The following is an 18,938-nucleotide window of genomic DNA, read 5'->3' on the forward strand; positions in this document are numbered from 1 at the left end:
CAAAACGATGAACGATTCAGAACACTTCAACCTCCAGCGTCGCCGGGTATTGATGGGCATGGGCGCTGCTGGTGTCGCGCTGGCAGGTTCCGCACTGAGCTGCCCGGCGATGGCCGCAAGCCCCGCGCAAGTCACCGAAGCACCGAGCAGCGACAAGACCGAGGACCGCCACGCGTTTCACGGCAAGCACCAGACCGGCATCGTCACCCCGCGCCCGGCGTCCGGCATGCTGGTGTCGTTTGATGTGCTGGCCAGTGATCGCGAGGATCTGGAGCGGCTGTTCCGCACCCTCAACGAGCGCATCGCCTTCCTGATGCAGGGCGGCCCGGTGGCTCAAGTCGATCCGAAACTGCCGCCGGTGGATTCGGGCATCCTCGGCCCGGTGGTCGCACCGGACAATCTGACCATCACCGTGTCGGTGGGCGAGTCGCTGTTTGACGAGCGCTTCGGCCTGGCCAGTGCCAAGCCCAAACGGCTTATCCGCATGGTCGGTTTTCCCAATGACGCCCTGGAAGCCGATTGCTGTCACGGCGACCTGAGTCTGCAGTTCTGCGCCAACACCACCGACACCAATATCCACGCCCTGCGCGACATCGTGAAAAACCTGCCGGACCTGCTGCTGGTGCGCTGGAAACAGGAAGGCAGCGTACCGCCCCAGGCCCCGACAAAACCCAATGTGCCGGCGCAGAGCGCACGCAATTTCCTGGGTTTTCGCGACGGCTCGGCGAACCCGGATTCCAACGACTCCAAGGCCATGGACAGCATCGTCTGGGTGCAACCGGGCAGCGAGGAACCGGCGTGGGCCGCCAATGGCAGCTATCAGGCGGTGCGGATCATCCGCAACTTCGTCGAACGCTGGGATCGCACGCCATTGCAGGAACAGGAAAGCATTCTCGGCCGCATCAAAGCCACCGGCGCGCCCGTGGGCGGTGCGCATGAAACCCAGGTCCCCGACTACGCCAAAGACCCGGAAGGCAAACTGACCAAACTCGACGCGCATATCCGCCTGGCCAACCCGCGCACCGCTGCGACCCAGGCCAACCTGATCCTGCGTCGGCCGTTCAACTATTCCAACGGCGTGAACAAGAACGGTCAGTTGGACATGGGGTTGCTGTTCATCTGCTACCAGGCCGATCTGGAAAAAGGCTTCATCACCGTGCAGACCCGACTCAACGGCGAGCCGTTGGAGGAATACCTCAAGCCGGTCGGCGGCGGTTACTTCTTCACCCTGCCGGGTGTGACGGGCGACAAGGACTTCATCGGTCGCTTGCTGCTTGACGCCACATCACCCAAAAACAACACCTGAAAACCCAACACGGAACCGTCCCATGAAAAAGTCGCCCCTCGCGTTATTGCTGACCCTAGGCTTGCTCAATACCCCGCTTTCGGCATTCGCGGCGACGGCGCCGCTGGAGCTGGTGCAGCCGATTTCGGATTACAAGATCTACGTCACCGAGCAACTGGATCAACTGGCCAGCCACACCCAGCAATTCACCGACGCGGTGAAACAAGGTGACTTGGCCTCAGCTAAAAAACTCTACGCGCCGACCCGGGTTTTCTACGAGTCGATCGAGCCGATTGCCGAGCTGTTCAGTGACCTGGACGCCTCCATAGACTCACGCGTCGATGACCACGAAAAAGGCGTGAAGGCTGAGGATTTCACCGGTTTCCATCGCATTGAATATTCGCTGTTCTCGGAAAACAGCACCCAGGGTCTGGACGATCTGGCCGATGACTTGAACAAAGACGTGAAAGACCTGCAAACCCGCGTGGCCGGCCTGACGTTCCCGCCTGAAAAAGTGGTGGGCGGCGCCGCTGCCCTGCTGGAGGAAGTCGCGGCGACCAAGATCTCCGGGGAAGAAGACCGTTACAGCCACACCGACCTGTATGACTTCCAGGGCAACATCGACGGCGCGAAGAAAATCGTCGACCTGTTCCGTCCGCAGATCGAAAAGCAGGACGCGGCGTTTATTGCCAAGGTCGACAAGAACTTCGCCAGCGTGAACAAGATTCTGGCGAAGTATAAAACCAAGGAGGGAGGGTTTGAGACGTATGACAAGGTGAAAGAGAACGACCGCAAGGCGTTGGTGGGGCCGGTGAATACGTTGGCTGAGGATCTTTCCACGTTGCGTGGGAAGTTGGGTTTGAACTGATTTTTGTAGCGTTGCAGCGGGCCCCTTCGCGAGCAGGTCGAATCGTCGCACCGTCGCTCCTACAGTGGATTTGTGATCGACACAAAATCCATGTGGGAGCGAGCTTGCCCGCGAAGGCATTATCACGTTCACCAATATTCCTCCTGACTTGCACATAACCCGCGCTAACATCCCCACCAATAACAAAGCTCACGGAAGACTCACCATGACCACCCCTGCCTTCGACCTGCGCCCACTCATGGTCGCCAACATGGCCTGTTCCATGTCGATGATGGCGTTCGTCTCCCTGATCGGGCCGATCGCCCGGGTGTTGGGCCTGGCCACCTGGCAGGCCGGCGCGGCGGTAACGGTGTCCGGGGTGATCTGGATGTTGCTCGCCCGCCCCTGGGGTCAGGCCAGTGATCGCTATGGCCGACGACGGATTCTGTTGATCGCCACGGCCGGCTTCACCCTCGCCTACTGGGCCTTGTGCCTGTTCATCGATGCCTCGTTGCGTTTTCTGCCGTCAGCGCTGTTGGGGTTTATCGGGTTGATGATCGGACGCGGCCTGATCGGCGTGTTCTATGCCGCGATTCCGGTGGGCGGCAACGCGCTGATCGCCGACAACATCGAGCCGCAACACCGCGCCAAAGCCATGGCGGCCCTGGGCGCGGCCAACGCCTGCGGCCTGGTGATCGGCCCGGCGATTGCGGCGTTGTTGTCGCGCTTCAGTCTGAGCTTGCCGTTCTATGCCATGGCGATCCTGCCGTTGCTGGCGTTTGTGGTGCTGCACTACAAGCTCAAGGGTCAGGAACTGCACCTGCGGCAAGCGCCGCGCAAGGTTCGTCTGAACGATCCACGACTGCGTCGCCCAATGGCCGTCGCGTTTGTGGCGATGCTCTGTGTGTCGATTGCGCAGATCACCGTCGGCTTCTTCGCCCTCGACCGACTCGGCATGAGTCCGGCCGATGCGGCGCAAACCGCTGGCATCGCCTTGACCATGGTCGGTTTCGCGCTGATCTGTTCGCAACTGCTGGTGCGGCGGCTCGAATGGTCTCCGCTGCGGCTGATTCGCGCGGGCGCACTGGTGGCGGCCGTGGGCTTTGCCTGCAGCATCCTGGCGGATGCTGCGTGGGGTTTATGGCTGTGCTTTTTCGTGTCGGCGGGCGGGATGGGGCTGATCTTTCCGTCCTTCGCCGCACTGGCTGCCAACGCGGTCGACGCCTCGGAACAAGGCGCCACCGCCGGTTCCATTGGTGCCGCGCAGGGCTTTGGGGTGGTCATCGGACCGCTGGCGGCGACGTTGATCTACGACGTCGATCCGCGCTTGCCCTACCTGGTTGCCGCTGCGCTGTTGCTGCTGGTGGCGTTGTGGCCACAGCCTCGGCAGCACTGAACCTTACAAAATACGATAGAGCAACCGCTCTATCCGCACCCGACTGACGCGTTTGAGGAACTTGGCCACCGCCGCCGGGTACTCCAGCAGCGTTTCCAGATCCTGATACCGCTGGATGCGCGTGGTGTTCTGGAAAATCTCGCCCAGTTCATTACTGCGCGGCTCCAGCAACTCGCCCTTCGGGTCATCAATCAGCAGCGCGTTTTCCAGGTCGAGACGGAACGCCCGTGGATTGAGGTTATTACCGGTCAGCAAGGTGTAGCGCTGGTCGATCCACATGCCTTTGAGGTGATAGGTGTTGTCGCCGTCCTTCCACAAATGCAGGTTCAACTTTCCACTGTCGATGCTGTGTTGATGGCGTTTGGCAAAGCGCCGCAGGCTGATCTCGTAAAGATATGGCAGCGCGGCGATCACCTTGAACGGCTCGCTCGGCGGGATGAAGAAGTCGTTCGCGGTCTTGTCGCCGACCACGATGTCGATTTTCACCCCACGGCCAAGGGCCCGGTTGATTTCCCGGGTCACCGCCAATGGCAGGTTGAAGTACGGCGTGCAGATGGTCAGCTGATGCTGAGCGCTGGCGATCAACTCGCAGATCACCCGGCTTAACGGGTTGTTCTTACCCACGCCAAGCAACGGGCTCACCGACAAGCCGCCCTTCACCGTGCTGCCGGCCGTGGTGTCATACGCCGCGTGCTTGAGACGGCTGCGCAAATCGCCAATGTCGTTGCGCAGGCTGCGGGTGGTCGGCAGGTTCGGCAGGTCGAGGCGATGCACCGCTTTGGAAGCGATCAGACCGTGCTGAATCAGGTGCTGCATGGAATCGGCCAGCGCGTGATTCTGCAGCAGGTGATAACGGTCGTAGCGGTACTTGTCGAACTTGTGCAGGTAAACGTTGTTCAGGCTCGCGCCGCTGTAGATCACGCAGTCGTCGATCACAAAGCCTTTCAAGTGCAGCACGCCGAACAGCTCGCGAGTCTGCACCGGCACGCCGTATACCGGCACAACACTTTCGTGGGTGCGGGTCGCCTCTTGATACCAGGCCGAGTTGCCGGGCTGTTTGCCGGCACCGATCAAGCCGCGCTGAGCGCGCAGCCAGTCCACCACCACGACCACGTCCAGCTCTGGACGCGCCAGTTTGGCGGCGTGCAAGGCATCAAGGATTTCCTGACCGGCCTCGTCCTGTTGCAAGTACAACGCAACGATATAGATACGTTGGGTGGCACTGGCGATTTTTTCCAGCAGGCAACGACGGAACTCGGCAGCGCCGGAAAGAATGGTGACGGCATCGGCGGTCAGCGGAAAACTGCGCAGTTTAGGCAGCAGAGAGCGTTTGAAAAGCGACGGCATAGGGCTCGCAATGGGTCAATTCCGAATAGCCCGAGAGCTTACACCATGGATCCGCTTGGGTCTTGTGAGCGTCTGTAATGACGCCTTCGCGGGCAAGCCTCGCTCCTACGGCGATTGTATTCCCCTGTAGGAGCGAGGCTTGCCCGCGAAGGCAATTTAACAGGCAAATAAAATACCCGCTTGACCAAGGAGAACGATCGTTCTACTGTTCGCCACATGAACGAACTTACCAGCAACGACACACGCGACATCATTCTGGATGTCACCGAAAAGTTGATCTACAAAAGTGGCATCGCCGCCACCGGAATGGATCTTCTGGTGAAAACCGCCGGCGTCTCCAGAAAAAGTATCTACCGTTACTTCGCCAACAAGGAGGAGCTGACCGTCGCCGCCCTGCAACGCCGCGACGTGCGCTGGATGAAGTGGTACCAAAGTGAAGTCGACCAGGCTGAAACCCCGGCCGACCGCCTGCTCAACCTGTTTACCGTGCTCAAGGCCTGGTTCGCCTCTGAAGGCTTCCGTGGCTGCGCGTTCATCAACACCAGCGGTGAAACCGGCGACCCGCTAGACCCGGTTCGCCTGGTCGCCAAAGACCACAAACAGAAGCTGCTCGACTACGTGCGCGAGCTCTGCACCGAACATGGCGCTACCGATCCGCAGATGCTGGCCAAACAGCTGCTGATCCTGATCGACGGCGCCATTACCGTAGCGCTTGTGATGGGTGATCACAGTGCCGCCGATAATGCGCAATGCATGGCGCGAAAGTTATTGGACCTGTAACACTTGAACCAAGCCCGACAACTTGCTTGAACGTTAATTTGAAAGGGAGACTGTAAATGTCTAACGCCGAAGTTCGTCCGCCATTGCCGCCGTTTACCCGTGAATCAGCCATCGAAAAAATTCGCCTGGCCGAAGACGGCTGGAACTCCCGCGACCCGGAACGCGTGTCGCTGGCCTACACCCTGGACACCAAGTGGCGTAACCGCGCCGAGTTCGCCTACAACCGCGAAGAAGCCAAAGGTTTCCTGACCCGCAAATGGGCCAAAGAACTGGATTACCGCCTGATCAAGGAACTCTGGGCCGTCACCGACAACCGCATCGCCGTGCGTTATGCCTATGAATGGCACGACGACTCGGGCAACTGGTTCCGTTCCTACGGCAACGAAAACTGGGAATTCGATGAAAACGGTTTGATGGCCAACCGGTTTGCCTGCATCAACGACATGCCGATCAAGGAAAGCGACCGCAAGTTCCACTGGCCGCTGGGTCGTCGCCCGGATGATCACCCAGGCCTGTCCGACCTCGGTCTGTAACCGCTGATCCCCTGTAGGAGCGAGGCTTGCCCGCGAAGGCGATGTAACAGGCCACTTATTTGTTGACTGTGAATCAGCCTTCGCGGGCAAGCCTCGTTCCTACAGGGGTTTTGGTGTTCAGGCGACTGCGGCTTGCTGTTTGGCCGCTGCTTTTGCTTCAAGCTCCCGCACCAACGGCAACACCCGCTTGCCGAAATACTCCACCTCTTCCTGAAAGTGCAGGAACCCCGCCAGCACCAGGTCCACGCCCACCGCTTTCAACGCCACGATGCGCTCGGCAATCTGTTGCGGCGTGCCGATCAGGTTGGTCTTGAAGCCATCGTTGTACTGCACCAGATCCTCAAACGTCGATTTCGCCCAGTTGCCCTCGCCCTCTGGCGACGCCCTGCCCGCCTGTTTCGCCGCATCACCGAACGCGTTCACCGCATCCGGGTCAGCCTGATCGATGATTTGCGCCAACACGGCCCGGGCCTCTTCTTCCGTGTCGCGAGCGATGACAAACGCGTTCACCCCGACTTTCACCGAATGATGGTTAGCCGCAGCCTTGCCGCGAATGTCGTCGACCTGGGCCTTGATGCCTTCAGGCGTGTTGCCGTTGGTGAAGTACCAGTCCGAGACCCTCGCGGCCATGTCCCGGGCTGCGCGGGAACTGCCGCCCTGGAAGATTTCCGGGTGGCCCAGCGGCTTGGGCTTGAGGCTGTAGTTGTCAAAGCGGTAGAAGTCTCCGCGAAAGGTGAAGTTGTCCTGGCTCCAGATCCCTTTGAGCGAGCGGATGAATTCTTCTGAACGGCGATAGCGCTCGTCGTGTTCCAGCCAGTGTTCGCCAATCGCCTGAAATTCACCCCTGAACCAGCCGCTGACGATATTCACCGCCACTCGGCCGTTTGTCAGCTGATCGATGGTCGCCAGTTGCTTGGCTGCCAAGGCCGGTTGCCAAGGCCCCGGCAGGATCGCGGCGATCACTTTCAACTTGGTCGTAGCGGCCAGCAACGCATGACTGAAGGCGACCGACTCGTGCTGGAACTCGGCACCGTAACCGGCGGTGAAACGAATCTGGGTCAGGGCATATTCGAACCCGGCCTCTTCAGCCAGTTGCGCCAGCTTGCGGTTGTAGTCGATGCCCCAGTGGGTGCGTTGCTCGATCTTGCTGACCACCAGCCCGCCGCTGACGTTCGGCACCCAGTAGGCAAATTTGACGGCTTGCTGACTCATTGGCATGTCCTCGGGACGTTGGGAAGTCCTTGGGGCAGAGCAGCAACCGTGCCAGCGCAGTTTTCTTGAGAGACCACTGTGGCGAGGGAGCTTGCTCCCGCTGGGCTGCGCAGCAGCCCCAGAATATTTGTGAGCGCTGCGCACTCAAGCGGGAGCAAGCCCCCTCGCCACAGATGTCGGTGGGTCTGGGTCAGTTTGCGGATGCACTGTTGGCTGAACAACAGTCCGGCACACCTGAACATCGATAACACCACGCAAAACCTGGCCAGAAGCGCACGGCATGGTCCGTGCAATCCCCCTTGGCATTCACTGCCCAAGGAACCCTCCCATGACCGAACACCAAATAATCAACGCTCTGTCCAATGGCACCGACTATGAGGCATTGGCCTCAAGATTCCGGCCGATTTTCCAGCGCATCGCCGCCGGCGCCGTGGAGCGCGAACAAACCCGCAGCCTGCCCTTCGAGCCGATTCAATGGCTCAAGGGCGCCGGTTTCGGCGCCGTGCGGGTGCCGGTGGAATATGGCGGTGGCGGCGCGTCCCTGCCGCAATTGTTGGAGTTGCTGATCGAACTGGCCGAAGCCGATTCCAACGTGCCCCAGGCCCTGCGCGGGCATTTCGCCTTTGTCGAAGACCGCTTGAACTCACCGCCGGGACCGGGCCGGGATCTGTGGTTCAGGCGCTTTGTCGACGGTGACCTTGTCGGCAATGCCTGGACTGAAATCGGCAGCGTGGCAATCGGCGATGTCATCACCAAAGTCTCGCCCCACGGCGACCAGTGGCGGCTCAATGGCGAGAAGTTCTACAGCACCGGCAGCCTGTTTTCCGACTGGATCGACGTGTATGCCCAACGCAGCGACACCGGCGGCGATGTGATTGCCGCGGTCCGCACCCGCCAGCCCGGGATAGTGCAGAGCGATGACTGGGACGGTTTTGGCCAGCGCACCACCGGCAGTGGCACCTCGCGGTTTATCGACGCCGACGTCGACGCCGAAAACGTGATCGACTTTGCCACCCGCTTCAAATACCAGACCGCGTTCTATCAATTGGTGCTGCTGGCAACCCTGGCCGGCATCGGTCGCGCGGCATTGCGCGACGTGGCTCATCAGGTAAGCGAGCGCAAACGCATTTACAGCCACGGCAATGCTCGGCACGTCAGCCAGGATGCGCAGGTTCAGCAAGTGGTTGGTGACATCGCCGCGTGGGTGTACGCCGCTGAAGCGAGTGCTTTGAAGGCTGCGCAACCGGCGCAACGGGCCTACCTGGCGCGATTCTCGGGTGATGGGGTGCTTGAGCGGGCGGCGAATGTCGCGGCGGAAATCGAATCAGCCAAGGCGCAAGTCGTGGTTTCTGAACTGATCCTGCGAGCGACCACGCAGTTGTTCAATGCGCTGGGGGCCTCGGATGTTCGCGAGGGGAAATCGCTGGACCGGCATTGGCGCAATGCGCGGACGGTGTCGTCGCATAATCCGCTGATCTACAAGGCGCGGATCGTTGGGGACTGGACGATCAACGGGACGGAGCCGCCGTTTGTGTGGCAGATCGGGAATGGGCCGCAGCCAAAGTGATGTAGCGCTTGGGAGGACGCCTTCGCGGGCAAGCCTCGCTCCTACGGGATTGTGGTCATCACAAAATGGGTGGATGACATAAATCCCGTAGGAGCGAGGCTTGCTCGCGAAGGGGCCAGACCAGTCGCCGCAAAGTCTGGATCTAGGTAAGATATCGGCCCTTCCCCGCAGCCCCTTGCTGCACCCCGCCAAATAAGCCGATTTCCATGCCTTTCGAACTCAGCGTTGACCTCACCACCCTGGCCATTCTGGCCTTCGTCGCCTTCATCGCCGGTTTCATCGACGCCATTGCCGGCGGTGGCGGTTTGCTGACCACCCCGGCGTTGCTGACCGCCGGCCTGCCGCCGCACTTGGTGCTGGGCACCAACAAACTGAGTTCGACCTTCGGCTCCGCCACCGCCAGTTTCACTTTCTATCGCCGCAAGCTGTTCCATCCAAGGCAGTGGGTGCACGCCATCGTCGGCACGCTGGTCGGTGCGCTGACCGGCGCCGTGGTCGCGCATTACCTGCCGGCCGAATGGCTGAACAAGATGCTGCCGGTGATTGTGTTTGCCTGTGGCCTGTACCTGTTGTTCGGCGGCACACCGAAAGCGCCGCCGGACAGCGACGCGCCGATCAAGAAAAAGTGGCAATCGACCCAAGGCTTCAGCCTCGGTTTCTACGACGGTGTGGCCGGCCCGGGCACCGGCGCGTTCTGGACCGTCAGCAGTATGCTGATGTATCCGATTGACCTGGTGAAGGCCAGCGGCGTGGCGCGTAGCATGAACTTCGTCAGCAACATCGCGGCGCTGTCGGTGTTCGTGTTTTCCGGGCAGGTGGACTGGATCATCGGCCTGAGCATGGGCCTGTCGGTGATGGTCGGCGCGTTCTTCGGGGCTCGCACCGCCATCAGCGGCGGCGCGAAGTTCATTCGTCCGGTGTTCATCACCGTGGTGCTGGGCTTGACCGTGCGGCTAGCTTGGCAGCACTGGTTCAGCGTGGCCTAACCGCCGCGCCACGTAGACGTCGATGAGGTAACGAGCAATCGAGCGCGACGCCGGTAATGGCGGCAACTCATGCACGTTGAACCACTGGGCGTCTTCGATTTCATCTTCCTGGCAGACAATTTCGCCACCGGCGTACTCGGCGTGAAAACCGAGCATCATCGAATGCGGGAACGGCCAGCACTGGCTGCCCAAGTACTGGATGTTCTTGACCTCGATCTGCACCTCCTCGCGCACCTCGCGAATCAGGCAGTCCTCGGCTGACTCGCCCGGTTCGGCAAACCCCGCCAACGTGCTGTAGACCCCGGTCACGAAGCGTGGCGAACGAGCCAGCAACACTTCGTCGCCCCGGGTCACCAGCACAATCATGCTGGGCGAGATGCGCGGGTAATAACGCAAATCACACGGCTCGCAGTACATCGCCCGCTCACGGGGAACTTGCGTCGCGGCCTGGCCGCAGTTGCCGCAAAAGCGATGCTCGCGGTACCAGGTGCCAATCTGCGCGGCATAGCCGAGCACCTTGTACACCGTGTGATCGCCGTCGAGCATGAACGCCCGCAAGCCTTTCCAGTTGCAGCCCGGTACATCGCTGTGACTGCGCAATTCCAGCAGATAGACCGGTTCGCCATCCAGGTGACCGATGCCATGTTCGGCCAGGATCGACAGGTCCTGGCGCTTGAGCCATTCGCGAGGGAACAGCGCGCCATTGTCGTCGAACAGAAAGCCTTCGGGGCTGCGAGCCACGGCCCAGCCGCCGGGTTGATCGGTGTCCAGTACTGCAGTGGTCCAGCGTGAAGTCATTTTTAATCAGTCCAGAAATTCGGGTTTCTGTTTGCTCATGTGGGCGGCCATGGCCACGCGCAAATCGGTGGATTGCAGCATGGCGGCGTTCCAGGTGGCGACGTATTCGAGGCCGTCGTCGATGCGGTGGTCGCGCATGTAGCTGATCATCTCTTTGGTGCCGGTGACCGCAATCGGCGACTTGCTGGCGATTTCGCGGGCAATGCCCATCACACCGTCCAACAGGCTGGCCTGGTCGCTGTAAACGCGATTGACCAGACCGATGCTGCGCGCTTCCTCGGCGCCGAAGGTGCGACCAGTGTAAGCCAGTTCACGCAGCATGCCGTCACCGATGATCCGCGGCAAGCGTTGCAAAGTGCCCACGTCGGCGGCCATGCCGATGTCGATTTCCTTGATCGAGAATTGCGCGCCCTCAGCGGCGTAGCGCATGTCGCACGCAGCAATCAGGTCGATGGCGCCGCCCAGGCAATAGCCCTGAATCGCCGCCAGCACTGGCTTGCGGCAGTTATCGACGGCGTTGAACGACGCTTGCAGGGCGAGGATCTTGCGGCGCAGCAGGCGCGCATTGCGGCCGACGTCCTTGCCCAGTTCATTGGCCACACCGGCCAGCATCATCAGGTCGATGCCGGAAGAAAAATGCTTGCCGGCGCCACTGAGTACAACAACCCGGGCTTCATCGGTGTCGTCGATCCACTGGAAAATCTCGATGATCTCGCTCCAGAACGCGGCGTTCATCGAATTGATCTTTTCCGGGCGATTGATCTGCACATGGGCAATTTTATCGGCCAGTTCGACGGTGAACGCGGTGTACTGAGACATGGCAGTGATCCTTTTACCGGGCAAAAATGAGGACCGGACTATAACAAGGCATTGCCTGGGGGAGTAAGGCAGTGGTTCGGCCAAAAGCGGGACTGCCTCAGGTTCTGTAGTGTCTGATCTGGCCTCTTCGCGGGCAAGCCTCGCTCCTACGGGGATACGGTGCCTTTGTAGGAGCGAGGCTTGCCCGCGAAGGCCGCACCGTCGATCCAACTGCCCTTCACCGCCACAAACGCCACGGTTTCATAAGGCACGGTCACCACATCCTTGCCGCGTAATTCAGGCTCCCCCGCAATCAACGCCCGCATCTGTTCATCGACCTTTTGCCGCTGCTCCTCGGGCAACGCCGCAATAAAACTGGTCGAGCGCACGCGATTGAAGATCACATCCTCCGGCGCCCCCGTGTGCCCATGGCTGAAATGCTGGGCCTGCAACGGCCCGAACGCCGGATGAGGAAAGGCCTGACGCCAGGCTCCCGTGTAGTAGCGCGGCGTATCGCCTTCCAGCGCGTTGACGATCGCATCCAGTTTCGGCACCCAACTCACCTTCGCATCCCGCAGGTTCCACACCAGGCCCAGCTTGCCGCCGGGCTTGAGGACCCGGGCGATTTCGGTCAGCGCTTCGGTGCTGGCAAACCAATGAAAGGCCTGGGCGCAGACCACCACGTCCACCGAAGCATCCGGCAGCGGCAAATCCGTGGCGGTGCCGCTCACCGCTAACACATCGGGGAACGCGTCGGACAACTTCTCAAGCATCTGCGGCACCGGTTCCACGGCAATCACCTGCGCGCCGGTCGCTACCAGGCGCCCGGTGAATTTACCGGTGCCCGCGCCCAGATCGATCACGGTTTTGTCCGCGTTCAAGCCCAGAGTATTGCTCAGCCAGTCGGCCACTTGCGGCGGATAGTCCGGGCGGCCGCGAACGTAGGCGTCGGCCCCCGTTTTGTAACCCGTAGCGGCAGAATGATGGACCTGATCTTTCATGGCAGTGCTCCCGATCGACGACGAGTGCAGTCGAGCATAGCGCCTCGATCCAAGGGTTCCTCGCAATGTTCGTCACAAAGAAATGAATAATTGTTCACCCTGCGGTGTTCTCCAATCAACGCCCCATGAGAATTGCCCGTTAACAACCCGAACCCGGATTCACCGCCACGTTGCGACCACCTCACCATGACCACCAACGGACAATCAGGGCGTGATAAATGTATTGGCGAAGACCGCGCACGGGTGCTTTATATCTTGCTGCTGAGCCAGATTGGCTGGGTTTTGTATTTCGCTGGGTTCAGGAAGAACCAACTGAAACGAATTTCCCTACGGAGCATTGCCCATGACTATCCGTTTTGCTGTGTTCACCGCCCCGCTGCTGCTCGCCGTTGCGTTGTCCAGTTCGCTGGCCCTGGCCAATGGCGACGATGACGCCCCGGCCAAGCCCAACTGCCCCAAAGGCCAGGTTTTCGACACCAAGTCGCAGAAGTGCGTCATGCAAACCAGCAGCCTGGTCCCGGACGCCGACCGAACCGACTATGCTTATCGCCTAGCCAAGGACGGTCGTTACGAAGAAGCGTTGGCGCTGCTCGACGCGCTCAAGAAACCGAACACGGCCAAGGCCCTGAACTACCGCGGCTACGCCACGCGTAAACTGGGGCGCACTGACGAAGGCATCGGTTATTACCTGCAATCGGTCAAACTTGATCCGCAGTATGCGCAAGTGCGTGAATACCTGGGCGAAGCCTACGTGATCAAAGGTCGACTGGACCTGGCGCAAGAGCAGTTGCAGCAGATCAAATCGATCTGTGGCAGCACGTGCGAGGAATACCAGGACCTGGCCGAAGCCATCAGCGACTCATCGAAAACCTGACACACCGAACAGACGGAGGTCGCCATCGCCAGCGATCAGGCAATACGAGCTGAACTGGGCCAGCATTTGGCGCGTTTATGGCGTTACGGCCTGCTGTTGTCCCGGCAGCGGCATGTCGCCGAGGACCTGGTGCAAGCCACCTGCGTTCGGGCGCTGGAGCGTGCCGGGCAGTTTGTCCCCGGCACCCGCATGGACCGCTGGCTGCTGAGCATTCTGCATTCGATCTGGCTCAACGAAGTGCGATCCCGGCGGGTGCGCCAGGGTCAGGGCCTCGTCGATGCTGATAGCCAGCTGTCGTTTGACGGAGAATCCGTGGCGCAAACTCATGTGCTCGCCGCCCAGGTCATCCGCCGGGTCGACGCCCTGCCCGAGGCCCAGCGTGAAACGGTGTACCTGGCTTACGTTGAAGGCCTGTCGTACCGCGAAGTCGCCGAGGTGCTGCAAGTGCCCATCGGCACCGTCATGAGCCGCCTCGCCGCCGCCCGGGTGAAACTGGCCGAATACCCGCCACTGCACACAGTACCGAACCCTTTTACGGGAGAACGTCGATGAACGAGCGCGCGACACCTTCAGACGAGCAACTGGTGGCGTACCTCGACGATCATCTTGATGTCGACCAGCGCACCCGCATTGATACGGCCATCGCCGAAGACTCTACACTCAACCTGCGCCTGCAATGGCTGGCCCGCAGCAGCCTGCCATTCAAAGTGGCCTACGACGAACTCGCCCAGCAAGCGCCCATCGACCGCTTGCAATCGATGCTCGACACCTTGCCTTCGCCTGAACGCCCGGCCATGAGTCGACGCTGGTTCCTCGCTGCGGCGGCGGGCCTGGTGGTCAGCGGGGTAGTGGCAGATCGATTGTTCCTTGGCTGGCAATTGAGCCAGGAAAAGAGCAACTGGCGGGGCCTGGTCGCCGACTATATGTCGCTGTACGTGCCGCAAACCCTGGAACACTTGCCCGTCGATGAAGTTTCGCAACGGGCGCAACTGCGGACCATCGACGCGCGCCTGGGCCTGAGCCTGACGCCTGCGCAACTGGCCTTGCCTCGGTCAGAATTGAAGCGCGCGCAAATCCTCGAATACGACGGCATGCCTATCGCGCAGATTACTTATCTGGACCCGGCACATGGCCCGATTGCCTTGTGCGCCAAGCGTTCAAACATCGGCAGCCGGCATTTCGCCCATGAAATTCGACACAGGATGAATGTGGTTTATTGGGCAGACATGGAACATGCGTGGATGCTGATCGGGCATAACCCGGCGGCGGAACTGGAAGGCATGGCGAAGTTGTTGCGAAGTCGACTTAGCGTGTGAGCGAAGTTGTCCTATGCTTGGCGTCTGTTTTTCCAAGGAGGAACCTACCCATGCCAATCGCTTCTCGCACAGCCTTGCTGGTCATCGACGTACAGAACGACTTCATCCCCGGTGGCCAGCTGCCGGTGCCTGAGGGCGACCTGATCGTACCCTTGATCAACCGCCTCGGTGGCCAGTTCAAACAGGTCATCATCGCCCAGGACTGGCACCCGCCCGGCCACGCCTCATTCGCTTCAAGCCATCCCGGCCGCAAGCCTTACGAGGTCATCGAGCTGCCTTACGGCCCGCAAACACTGTGGCCGGATCATTGTGTCCGGGCGACGAAAGGGGCCGAGTTCCACAAGGATCTGGACTTGCCTCACGCGCAACTGATCATTCGCAAGGGCTGCAACCCGGACATCGACAGTTATTCGGCGTTTCTGGAAGCGGATCGCACGACCACCACCGGGCTGGCCGGCTATTTGAAAGAACGCGGCATCGACACCGTTTACCTCGTCGGACTCGCACTGGATTTTTGCGTGATGTTCTCGGCGCTGGATGCACGGGCGGCAGGGTTCAATGCGTTTGTGGTAATGGATGCGTGCCGGGCGATTGATCTGGACGGATCATTGGCGGCGGCGATCGAGCGTATGCAAGTGGCTGGGGTCGGATTGATTCCCTCCACAGAACTACCAGGCTAACCCCCTGTAGCAGATGCCCTGTGGTGAGGGGATTTATCCCCTCACCACAGGGCATCTGCTACATCGCGTGCGTCAGGCTGAAGTGGGCAGCCACAAACGGAATCGCGCACCACCCAATGGCGAAGGCTCCACCGTCAGCGTCCCACCCTGCGCTTCCAGCGCCCGGCGACTGATCGCCAGCCCCAGACCAAACCCGCCCGTTGCGCGGTCGCGGCTGCGGTCCAACCGATAGAACGGTTCAAAGATCCGTTCGCGCTCATCATCGGGAATGCCGATGCCGTCGTCATCCACCCAGATTTCACAGCCTTTAGGGCAAACCTTTACGCCAATCTGAATGCGCTTTTCGCAATAGCGCATGGCATTGCGCAGCAGGTTTTGAATGGCGCGAGCCGTCAGTCGTGGGTCCAGCACGAAGCGCTCAAGTTGCCCATGAAGCAGCACGTCGATCACGATGTCCGGCGAATCCAGTTCTTCATCGACGCTGCCCAGAATGCTGTCGATAAACTCATCCAGCGACACTTCGACCTGCTCAGGCAACTGTGCCGGGTTTTGCAGTCGGCTGTAGGACAGCAACTCCAGGACCAACTCATCCAATTCACGAATGTGCGCGACCAGCCCTTGCAGCCGCTCGCGACTGGCGGCCGGCAAGTCGTCGGACAGCGCCAGGGCCAGGCCGAAGTCCAGGCGCGTCAGCGGTGTGCGCAGTTCGTGGGAAACGGCGTTGAGCAGGTCGCGCTGCTGGTTGAGCAGGTTTTCGATATCGCTGGCCATGGTGTCGAAGACGTTGGCCAGGCTGCCGATGTTGGAGTGTGGGGAAATCTGCGTGCGCTCGCCGAGATGGCCTTTGCCGAAACGTTCGGCGGTGCCTTTGAGGCGCTCCAGGTCCCGCCAGTGCGGACGCAGCCACAGCAACAGGCAGGCGAGCATGGTCGCGCCGATCAGGACGTTGATGCTCCAGTACAACAGGCTGACGTCCATCGGGTCCGGCGGCACGACCATTTCGACAACGCTCTGCTGGTTAAGCGGCGCCACGGCGAGTGTGCGCCAGCCCCAGTCGCCGATGCGCACGACGTTCTCGCCTCGCTGCAAACGCTGGCGTTCGTCGAGTGTGAAACCGGGGTCGTCATAGCGGGTGAGGACGATACGCAGCGGGGCGAATTCCTTGTCCATCTCGCTCGCCAGCGCCGGCCACTGCGTTTCGGGCACAGTGTGGAACTGTTTGACGATGAGGGTTTGCAGCCCGCGCGAATAATCGAGGTTGTAGGTGACGAACCGTTCATGGAACACCTTGATCACCAGGTCCGGCACCAGGTAGATCGCCGCACTGAACGAGACGATGGTCACCAGGTACAGGCGAAACAGGATCCTGAACATCGTCTCAGCATTCCCACTCGGAGCGGCTGAACAGGTAGCCCTTGCCCCACACGGTCTTGATCTTGCGCGCCTCGCCCGCGTGGTCGTCGAACTTGCGCCGCAGCTTGGAAATCGCCACGTCCACCGAGCGGTCAGTGCCGTTGAATTCGATGCCGCGCAGGCGTTGCAGGATCTGGTCGCGGCTCAGCACTTCGCCGGCATGCCGGGCCAGCACCACCAGCAGGTTGTATTCACCGCTGGACAGTTCGACCAGTTGCTCGCGCCAGATCACGGTGCGCTCGGACAGGTCGATGCACAGATTGCCCATGAGGATGCGGTCGTTGGCGGTCTGCGGTTCACCGAGGCTGCTGCGGCGCAACAGCGTGCGCACGCGGGCCAGCAGCACGCGGGGCTCGCAGGGTTTGGTGACGTAATCGTCGGCGCCCATCTCCAGGCCCAGTACCTGGTCGTGGCTGTCGTCGCGGGCGGTGAGCATCAGGATCGGCAGCGTGGCCGAATCCGCCCGCAGCAAGCGGCAGACTTGCAGGCCATCAAGCCCCGGCAGCATCAGGTCGAGGATGACCAGATCCGGCGGATTGACCCGAGCCCGCTCGCGCACGTGGTCGCCACGGCTGATCACGCTGACGCAATAGCCATTGCGTTCCAGGTAGCTGGCAATCAGTTCGGAGAGCGCGGTGTCGTCTTCGACCAGGAGGATGTTGGGCATGGGTGTTCCAGAAAGTGCAGTGGCGACCTTTAGGGCCTCTTCGCGGGCAAGCCTCGCTCCTACAGGGGAATGCGATTAGTTGTAGGAGCGAGGCTTGCCCGCGAAGGCGGCATGACAGGCGCAAAAAGTTTCAAGCGGCCAAGGATATACGCCCCCGCACGCCCGTGAGCAAAACCCTTACACAATTTCACACAGCACCAACAAAGCTTCACCGCTACTCTCCTCGCCTCCCCGTAGGATGCGGGCAGTCATTATTGGGGTAATTACATGTCAAAGAACCTGCTTGCCAAGCTCAGCCTGATGGCGCTGGCGTTGACGCTGAGCGCTTGTGGCAAGTCCTCGAACGCCGAAGAGCAGGCGCCACTGGCCACGGTTCGTGTCGAAACCGTCGAAGCCCGGCCCTTGTCGATCACCAGCGAACTGAGCGGGCGGATTGCCGCGCCACGGATTGCCGAAGTCCGCGCCCGGGTCGCCGGCGTCGTGTTGCAACGCACCTTTCGCGAAGGCAGCGACGTCAAAAAAGGCGATGTGCTGTTCCGTATCGACCCGGCGCCCTTCAAGGCTGACCTCGACAGCGCCGAAGCTGCACTGCGCAAGGCTGAAGCCAACGCGTTCCAGGCCAAACTGCAGGAACAGCGTTACGCCCAGTTGATCGAAGGCAACGCCATCAGTGGCCAGGATTACGACAACGCCCGAGCCAGTGCCCGGCAAACCGCCGCCGATGTCGCCGCCAGCAAAGCCGCTGTGGACCGGGCGAAGCTCAACCTCGGTTACGCCACTGTCACTGCACCGATTTCCGGGCGCATCGGCCGTGCGCTGGTGACCGAAGGTGCGCTGGTCGGGCAGAACGAAACCACGCCACTGGCACTGATTCAGCAGTTGAACCCGATTCATGCCGACCTGACCCAATCGACCCGCGAACTCAACGACTTGCGCCGTGCCTTCCGCTCCGGCCAGCTAAAGGAAGTGGGCCAGGGCCAGGCCAAAGCCACGCTGATTCAGGATGACGGCAGCCTCTACCCGCTGCCGGGCAAGCTGCTGTTCACCGACATCACCGTCGACCCGGGCACCGGCCAGATCATCGTGCGCAGCGAATTCCCCAACCCGGACCTCGATTTGCTGCCGGGCAGCTTCGTGCGTGTGCGCCTCGAACAAGCCGTCAATCAGCAAGGCATCAGCGTGCCGCAGCGAGCCATTCAGCGTGACAGCGCCGGTATTGCCCAAGTGCTGTTGATTGACGCCGAGCAGCGTGTCGGCCAGCAAACGGTAGAACTGGGCGCGGTACAGAACGATCGCTGGATCGTCACCGGCGGCCTCAAACCCGGCGACCGCATCGTCACCGAAGGCCTGCAACACGCCAAGCCCGGTGAAAAAGTCCAAGTCGACAACACCCCTCTTCCACTTGCCCAGGTTTCTGGTCAGTAAGCAGGACGCTTTT

19 protein-coding genes are annotated in these 18,938 nt (G+C 60.9%); 12 read left to right on the top strand and 7 right to left on the bottom strand.

The genetic code is table 11. The annotated features are described in order from the left end of the window. The first annotated feature begins 7 nt into the window (after positions 1-7). The 3 genes from efeB to ACA068_RS15820 all read left to right on the top strand — a co-directional run bounded on the left by efeB (position 8) and on the right by ACA068_RS15820 (position 3,528). On the top strand, positions 8-1,306 hold the full coding sequence (gene efeB, locus ACA068_RS15810) for an iron uptake transporter deferrochelatase/peroxidase subunit (RefSeq protein ID WP_497303023.1): 1,299 nt from the start codon (positions 8-10) through the stop codon (positions 1,304-1,306). 22 nt (positions 1,307-1,328) lie between these two features. Next, positions 1,329-2,153 (top strand): iron uptake system protein EfeO, encoded by an 825-nt coding sequence (gene efeO / locus ACA068_RS15815; RefSeq protein ID WP_497303024.1) that lies wholly within the window; start codon positions 1,329-1,331, stop codon positions 2,151-2,153. A 205-nt stretch (positions 2,154-2,358) separates the two neighbouring features. Further along, a complete protein-coding gene (locus ACA068_RS15820; RefSeq protein ID WP_497303026.1) occupies positions 2,359-3,528 on the top strand; it encodes an MFS transporter in 1,170 nt (389 codons plus the stop codon). Positions 3,529-3,531: 3 nt separating this feature from the next. Here the strand turns inward: ACA068_RS15820 and pssA are convergent, their stop codons facing one another. Then, on the bottom strand, positions 3,532-4,875 hold the full coding sequence (pssA, locus tag ACA068_RS15825; protein WP_497303028.1) for a CDP-diacylglycerol--serine O-phosphatidyltransferase: 1,344 nt from the start codon (positions 4,873-4,875) through the stop codon (positions 3,532-3,534). A gap of 216 nt (positions 4,876-5,091) precedes the next feature. Here pssA and ACA068_RS15830 point away from each other — a divergent pair, with 216 nt between their 5' ends. After that, positions 5,092-5,655: a TetR/AcrR family transcriptional regulator gene (locus ACA068_RS15830; RefSeq protein WP_497303029.1), complete on the top strand. Its 564-nt coding sequence runs from the start codon at positions 5,092-5,094 to the stop codon at positions 5,653-5,655. A 56-nt stretch (positions 5,656-5,711) separates the two neighbouring features. After that, complete coding sequence (locus ACA068_RS15835) at positions 5,712-6,188, top strand: nuclear transport factor 2 family protein (protein ID WP_497303031.1); 477 nt, start codon at positions 5,712-5,714, stop codon at positions 6,186-6,188. Between the two features lie 117 nt (positions 6,189-6,305). Here the strand turns inward: ACA068_RS15835 and sfnG are convergent, their stop codons facing one another. Continuing rightward, positions 6,306-7,400 carry a dimethylsulfone monooxygenase SfnG gene (gene sfnG, locus ACA068_RS15840; protein WP_497303033.1) on the bottom strand — a complete coding sequence of 365 codons (1,095 nt, stop codon included), beginning with the start codon at positions 7,398-7,400 and terminating at the stop codon, positions 6,306-6,308. A gap of 328 nt (positions 7,401-7,728) precedes the next feature. Here sfnG and ACA068_RS15845 point away from each other — a divergent pair, with 328 nt between their 5' ends. Both ACA068_RS15845 and ACA068_RS15850 read left to right on the top strand, forming a co-directional pair. Further along, positions 7,729-8,967 carry an acyl-CoA dehydrogenase family protein gene (locus tag ACA068_RS15845; protein ID WP_497303035.1) on the top strand — a complete coding sequence of 413 codons (1,239 nt, stop codon included), beginning with the start codon at positions 7,729-7,731 and terminating at the stop codon, positions 8,965-8,967. Between the two features lie 206 nt (positions 8,968-9,173). Further along, complete coding sequence (locus ACA068_RS15850) at positions 9,174-9,953, top strand: TSUP family transporter (RefSeq protein ID WP_497303037.1); 780 nt, start codon at positions 9,174-9,176, stop codon at positions 9,951-9,953. Here ACA068_RS15850 and nudC read toward each other — a convergent pair. The 3 genes from nudC to ACA068_RS15865 form a co-directional block, all read right to left on the bottom strand. Beyond that, on the bottom strand, positions 9,921-10,751 hold the full coding sequence (gene nudC, locus ACA068_RS15855) for an NAD(+) diphosphatase (protein WP_424481692.1): 831 nt from the start codon (positions 10,749-10,751) through the stop codon (positions 9,921-9,923). The two genes, ACA068_RS15850 and nudC, sit on opposite strands and share 33 nt — an antisense overlap. Before the next feature lie 6 nt (positions 10,752-10,757). Then, complete coding sequence (locus ACA068_RS15860; protein ID WP_497303039.1) at positions 10,758-11,570, bottom strand: crotonase/enoyl-CoA hydratase family protein; 813 nt, start codon at positions 11,568-11,570, stop codon at positions 10,758-10,760. Positions 11,571-11,716: 146 nt separating this feature from the next. Further along, complete coding sequence (locus tag ACA068_RS15865; protein WP_497303041.1) at positions 11,717-12,550, bottom strand: class I SAM-dependent methyltransferase; 834 nt, start codon at positions 12,548-12,550, stop codon at positions 11,717-11,719. 343 nt (positions 12,551-12,893) lie between these two features. Between ACA068_RS15865 and ACA068_RS15870 the strand changes: the two genes are divergently transcribed. The 4 genes from ACA068_RS15870 to pncA all read left to right on the top strand — a co-directional run bounded on the left by ACA068_RS15870 (position 12,894) and on the right by pncA (position 15,420). Beyond that, entirely contained in the window at positions 12,894-13,424 is a 531-nt protein-coding gene (locus ACA068_RS15870; RefSeq protein ID WP_497303043.1) for a tetratricopeptide repeat protein, read from the top strand. Positions 13,425-13,490: 66 nt separating this feature from the next. Next, the gene (locus ACA068_RS15875; protein ID WP_255141626.1) at positions 13,491-13,976 is read left to right on the top strand and encodes an RNA polymerase sigma factor; all 486 of its coding nucleotides are present in this window, start codon (positions 13,491-13,493) and stop codon (positions 13,974-13,976) included. Then, positions 13,973-14,740, top strand: a complete 768-nt coding sequence (locus ACA068_RS15880) for an anti-sigma factor family protein (protein ID WP_497303045.1) — start codon at positions 13,973-13,975, stop codon at positions 14,738-14,740. The genes ACA068_RS15875 and ACA068_RS15880 overlap by 4 nt, the downstream gene beginning before the upstream one ends. 50 nt (positions 14,741-14,790) lie before the next feature. Further along, the gene (pncA, locus tag ACA068_RS15885; protein ID WP_497303047.1) at positions 14,791-15,420 is read left to right on the top strand and encodes a bifunctional nicotinamidase/pyrazinamidase; all 630 of its coding nucleotides are present in this window, start codon (positions 14,791-14,793) and stop codon (positions 15,418-15,420) included. A 72-nt stretch (positions 15,421-15,492) separates the two neighbouring features. Here the strand turns inward: pncA and ACA068_RS15890 are convergent, their stop codons facing one another. After that, positions 15,493-16,794 carry an ATP-binding protein gene (locus ACA068_RS15890; RefSeq protein ID WP_497303048.1) on the bottom strand — a complete coding sequence of 434 codons (1,302 nt, stop codon included), beginning with the start codon at positions 16,792-16,794 and terminating at the stop codon, positions 15,493-15,495. A gap of 4 nt (positions 16,795-16,798) precedes the next feature. Beyond that, positions 16,799-17,500, bottom strand: a complete 702-nt coding sequence (locus ACA068_RS15895; protein WP_497303050.1) for a response regulator — start codon at positions 17,498-17,500, stop codon at positions 16,799-16,801. Positions 17,501-17,767: 267 nt separating this feature from the next. Here ACA068_RS15895 and ACA068_RS15900 point away from each other — a divergent pair, with 267 nt between their 5' ends. Further along, positions 17,768-18,925, top strand: a complete 1,158-nt coding sequence (locus tag ACA068_RS15900) for an efflux RND transporter periplasmic adaptor subunit (RefSeq protein ID WP_497303052.1) — start codon at positions 17,768-17,770, stop codon at positions 18,923-18,925. The last annotated feature ends 13 nt before the right edge of the window (positions 18,926-18,938 follow it).

Source organism: Pseudomonas sp. LBUM1660, assembly GCF_059695935.1.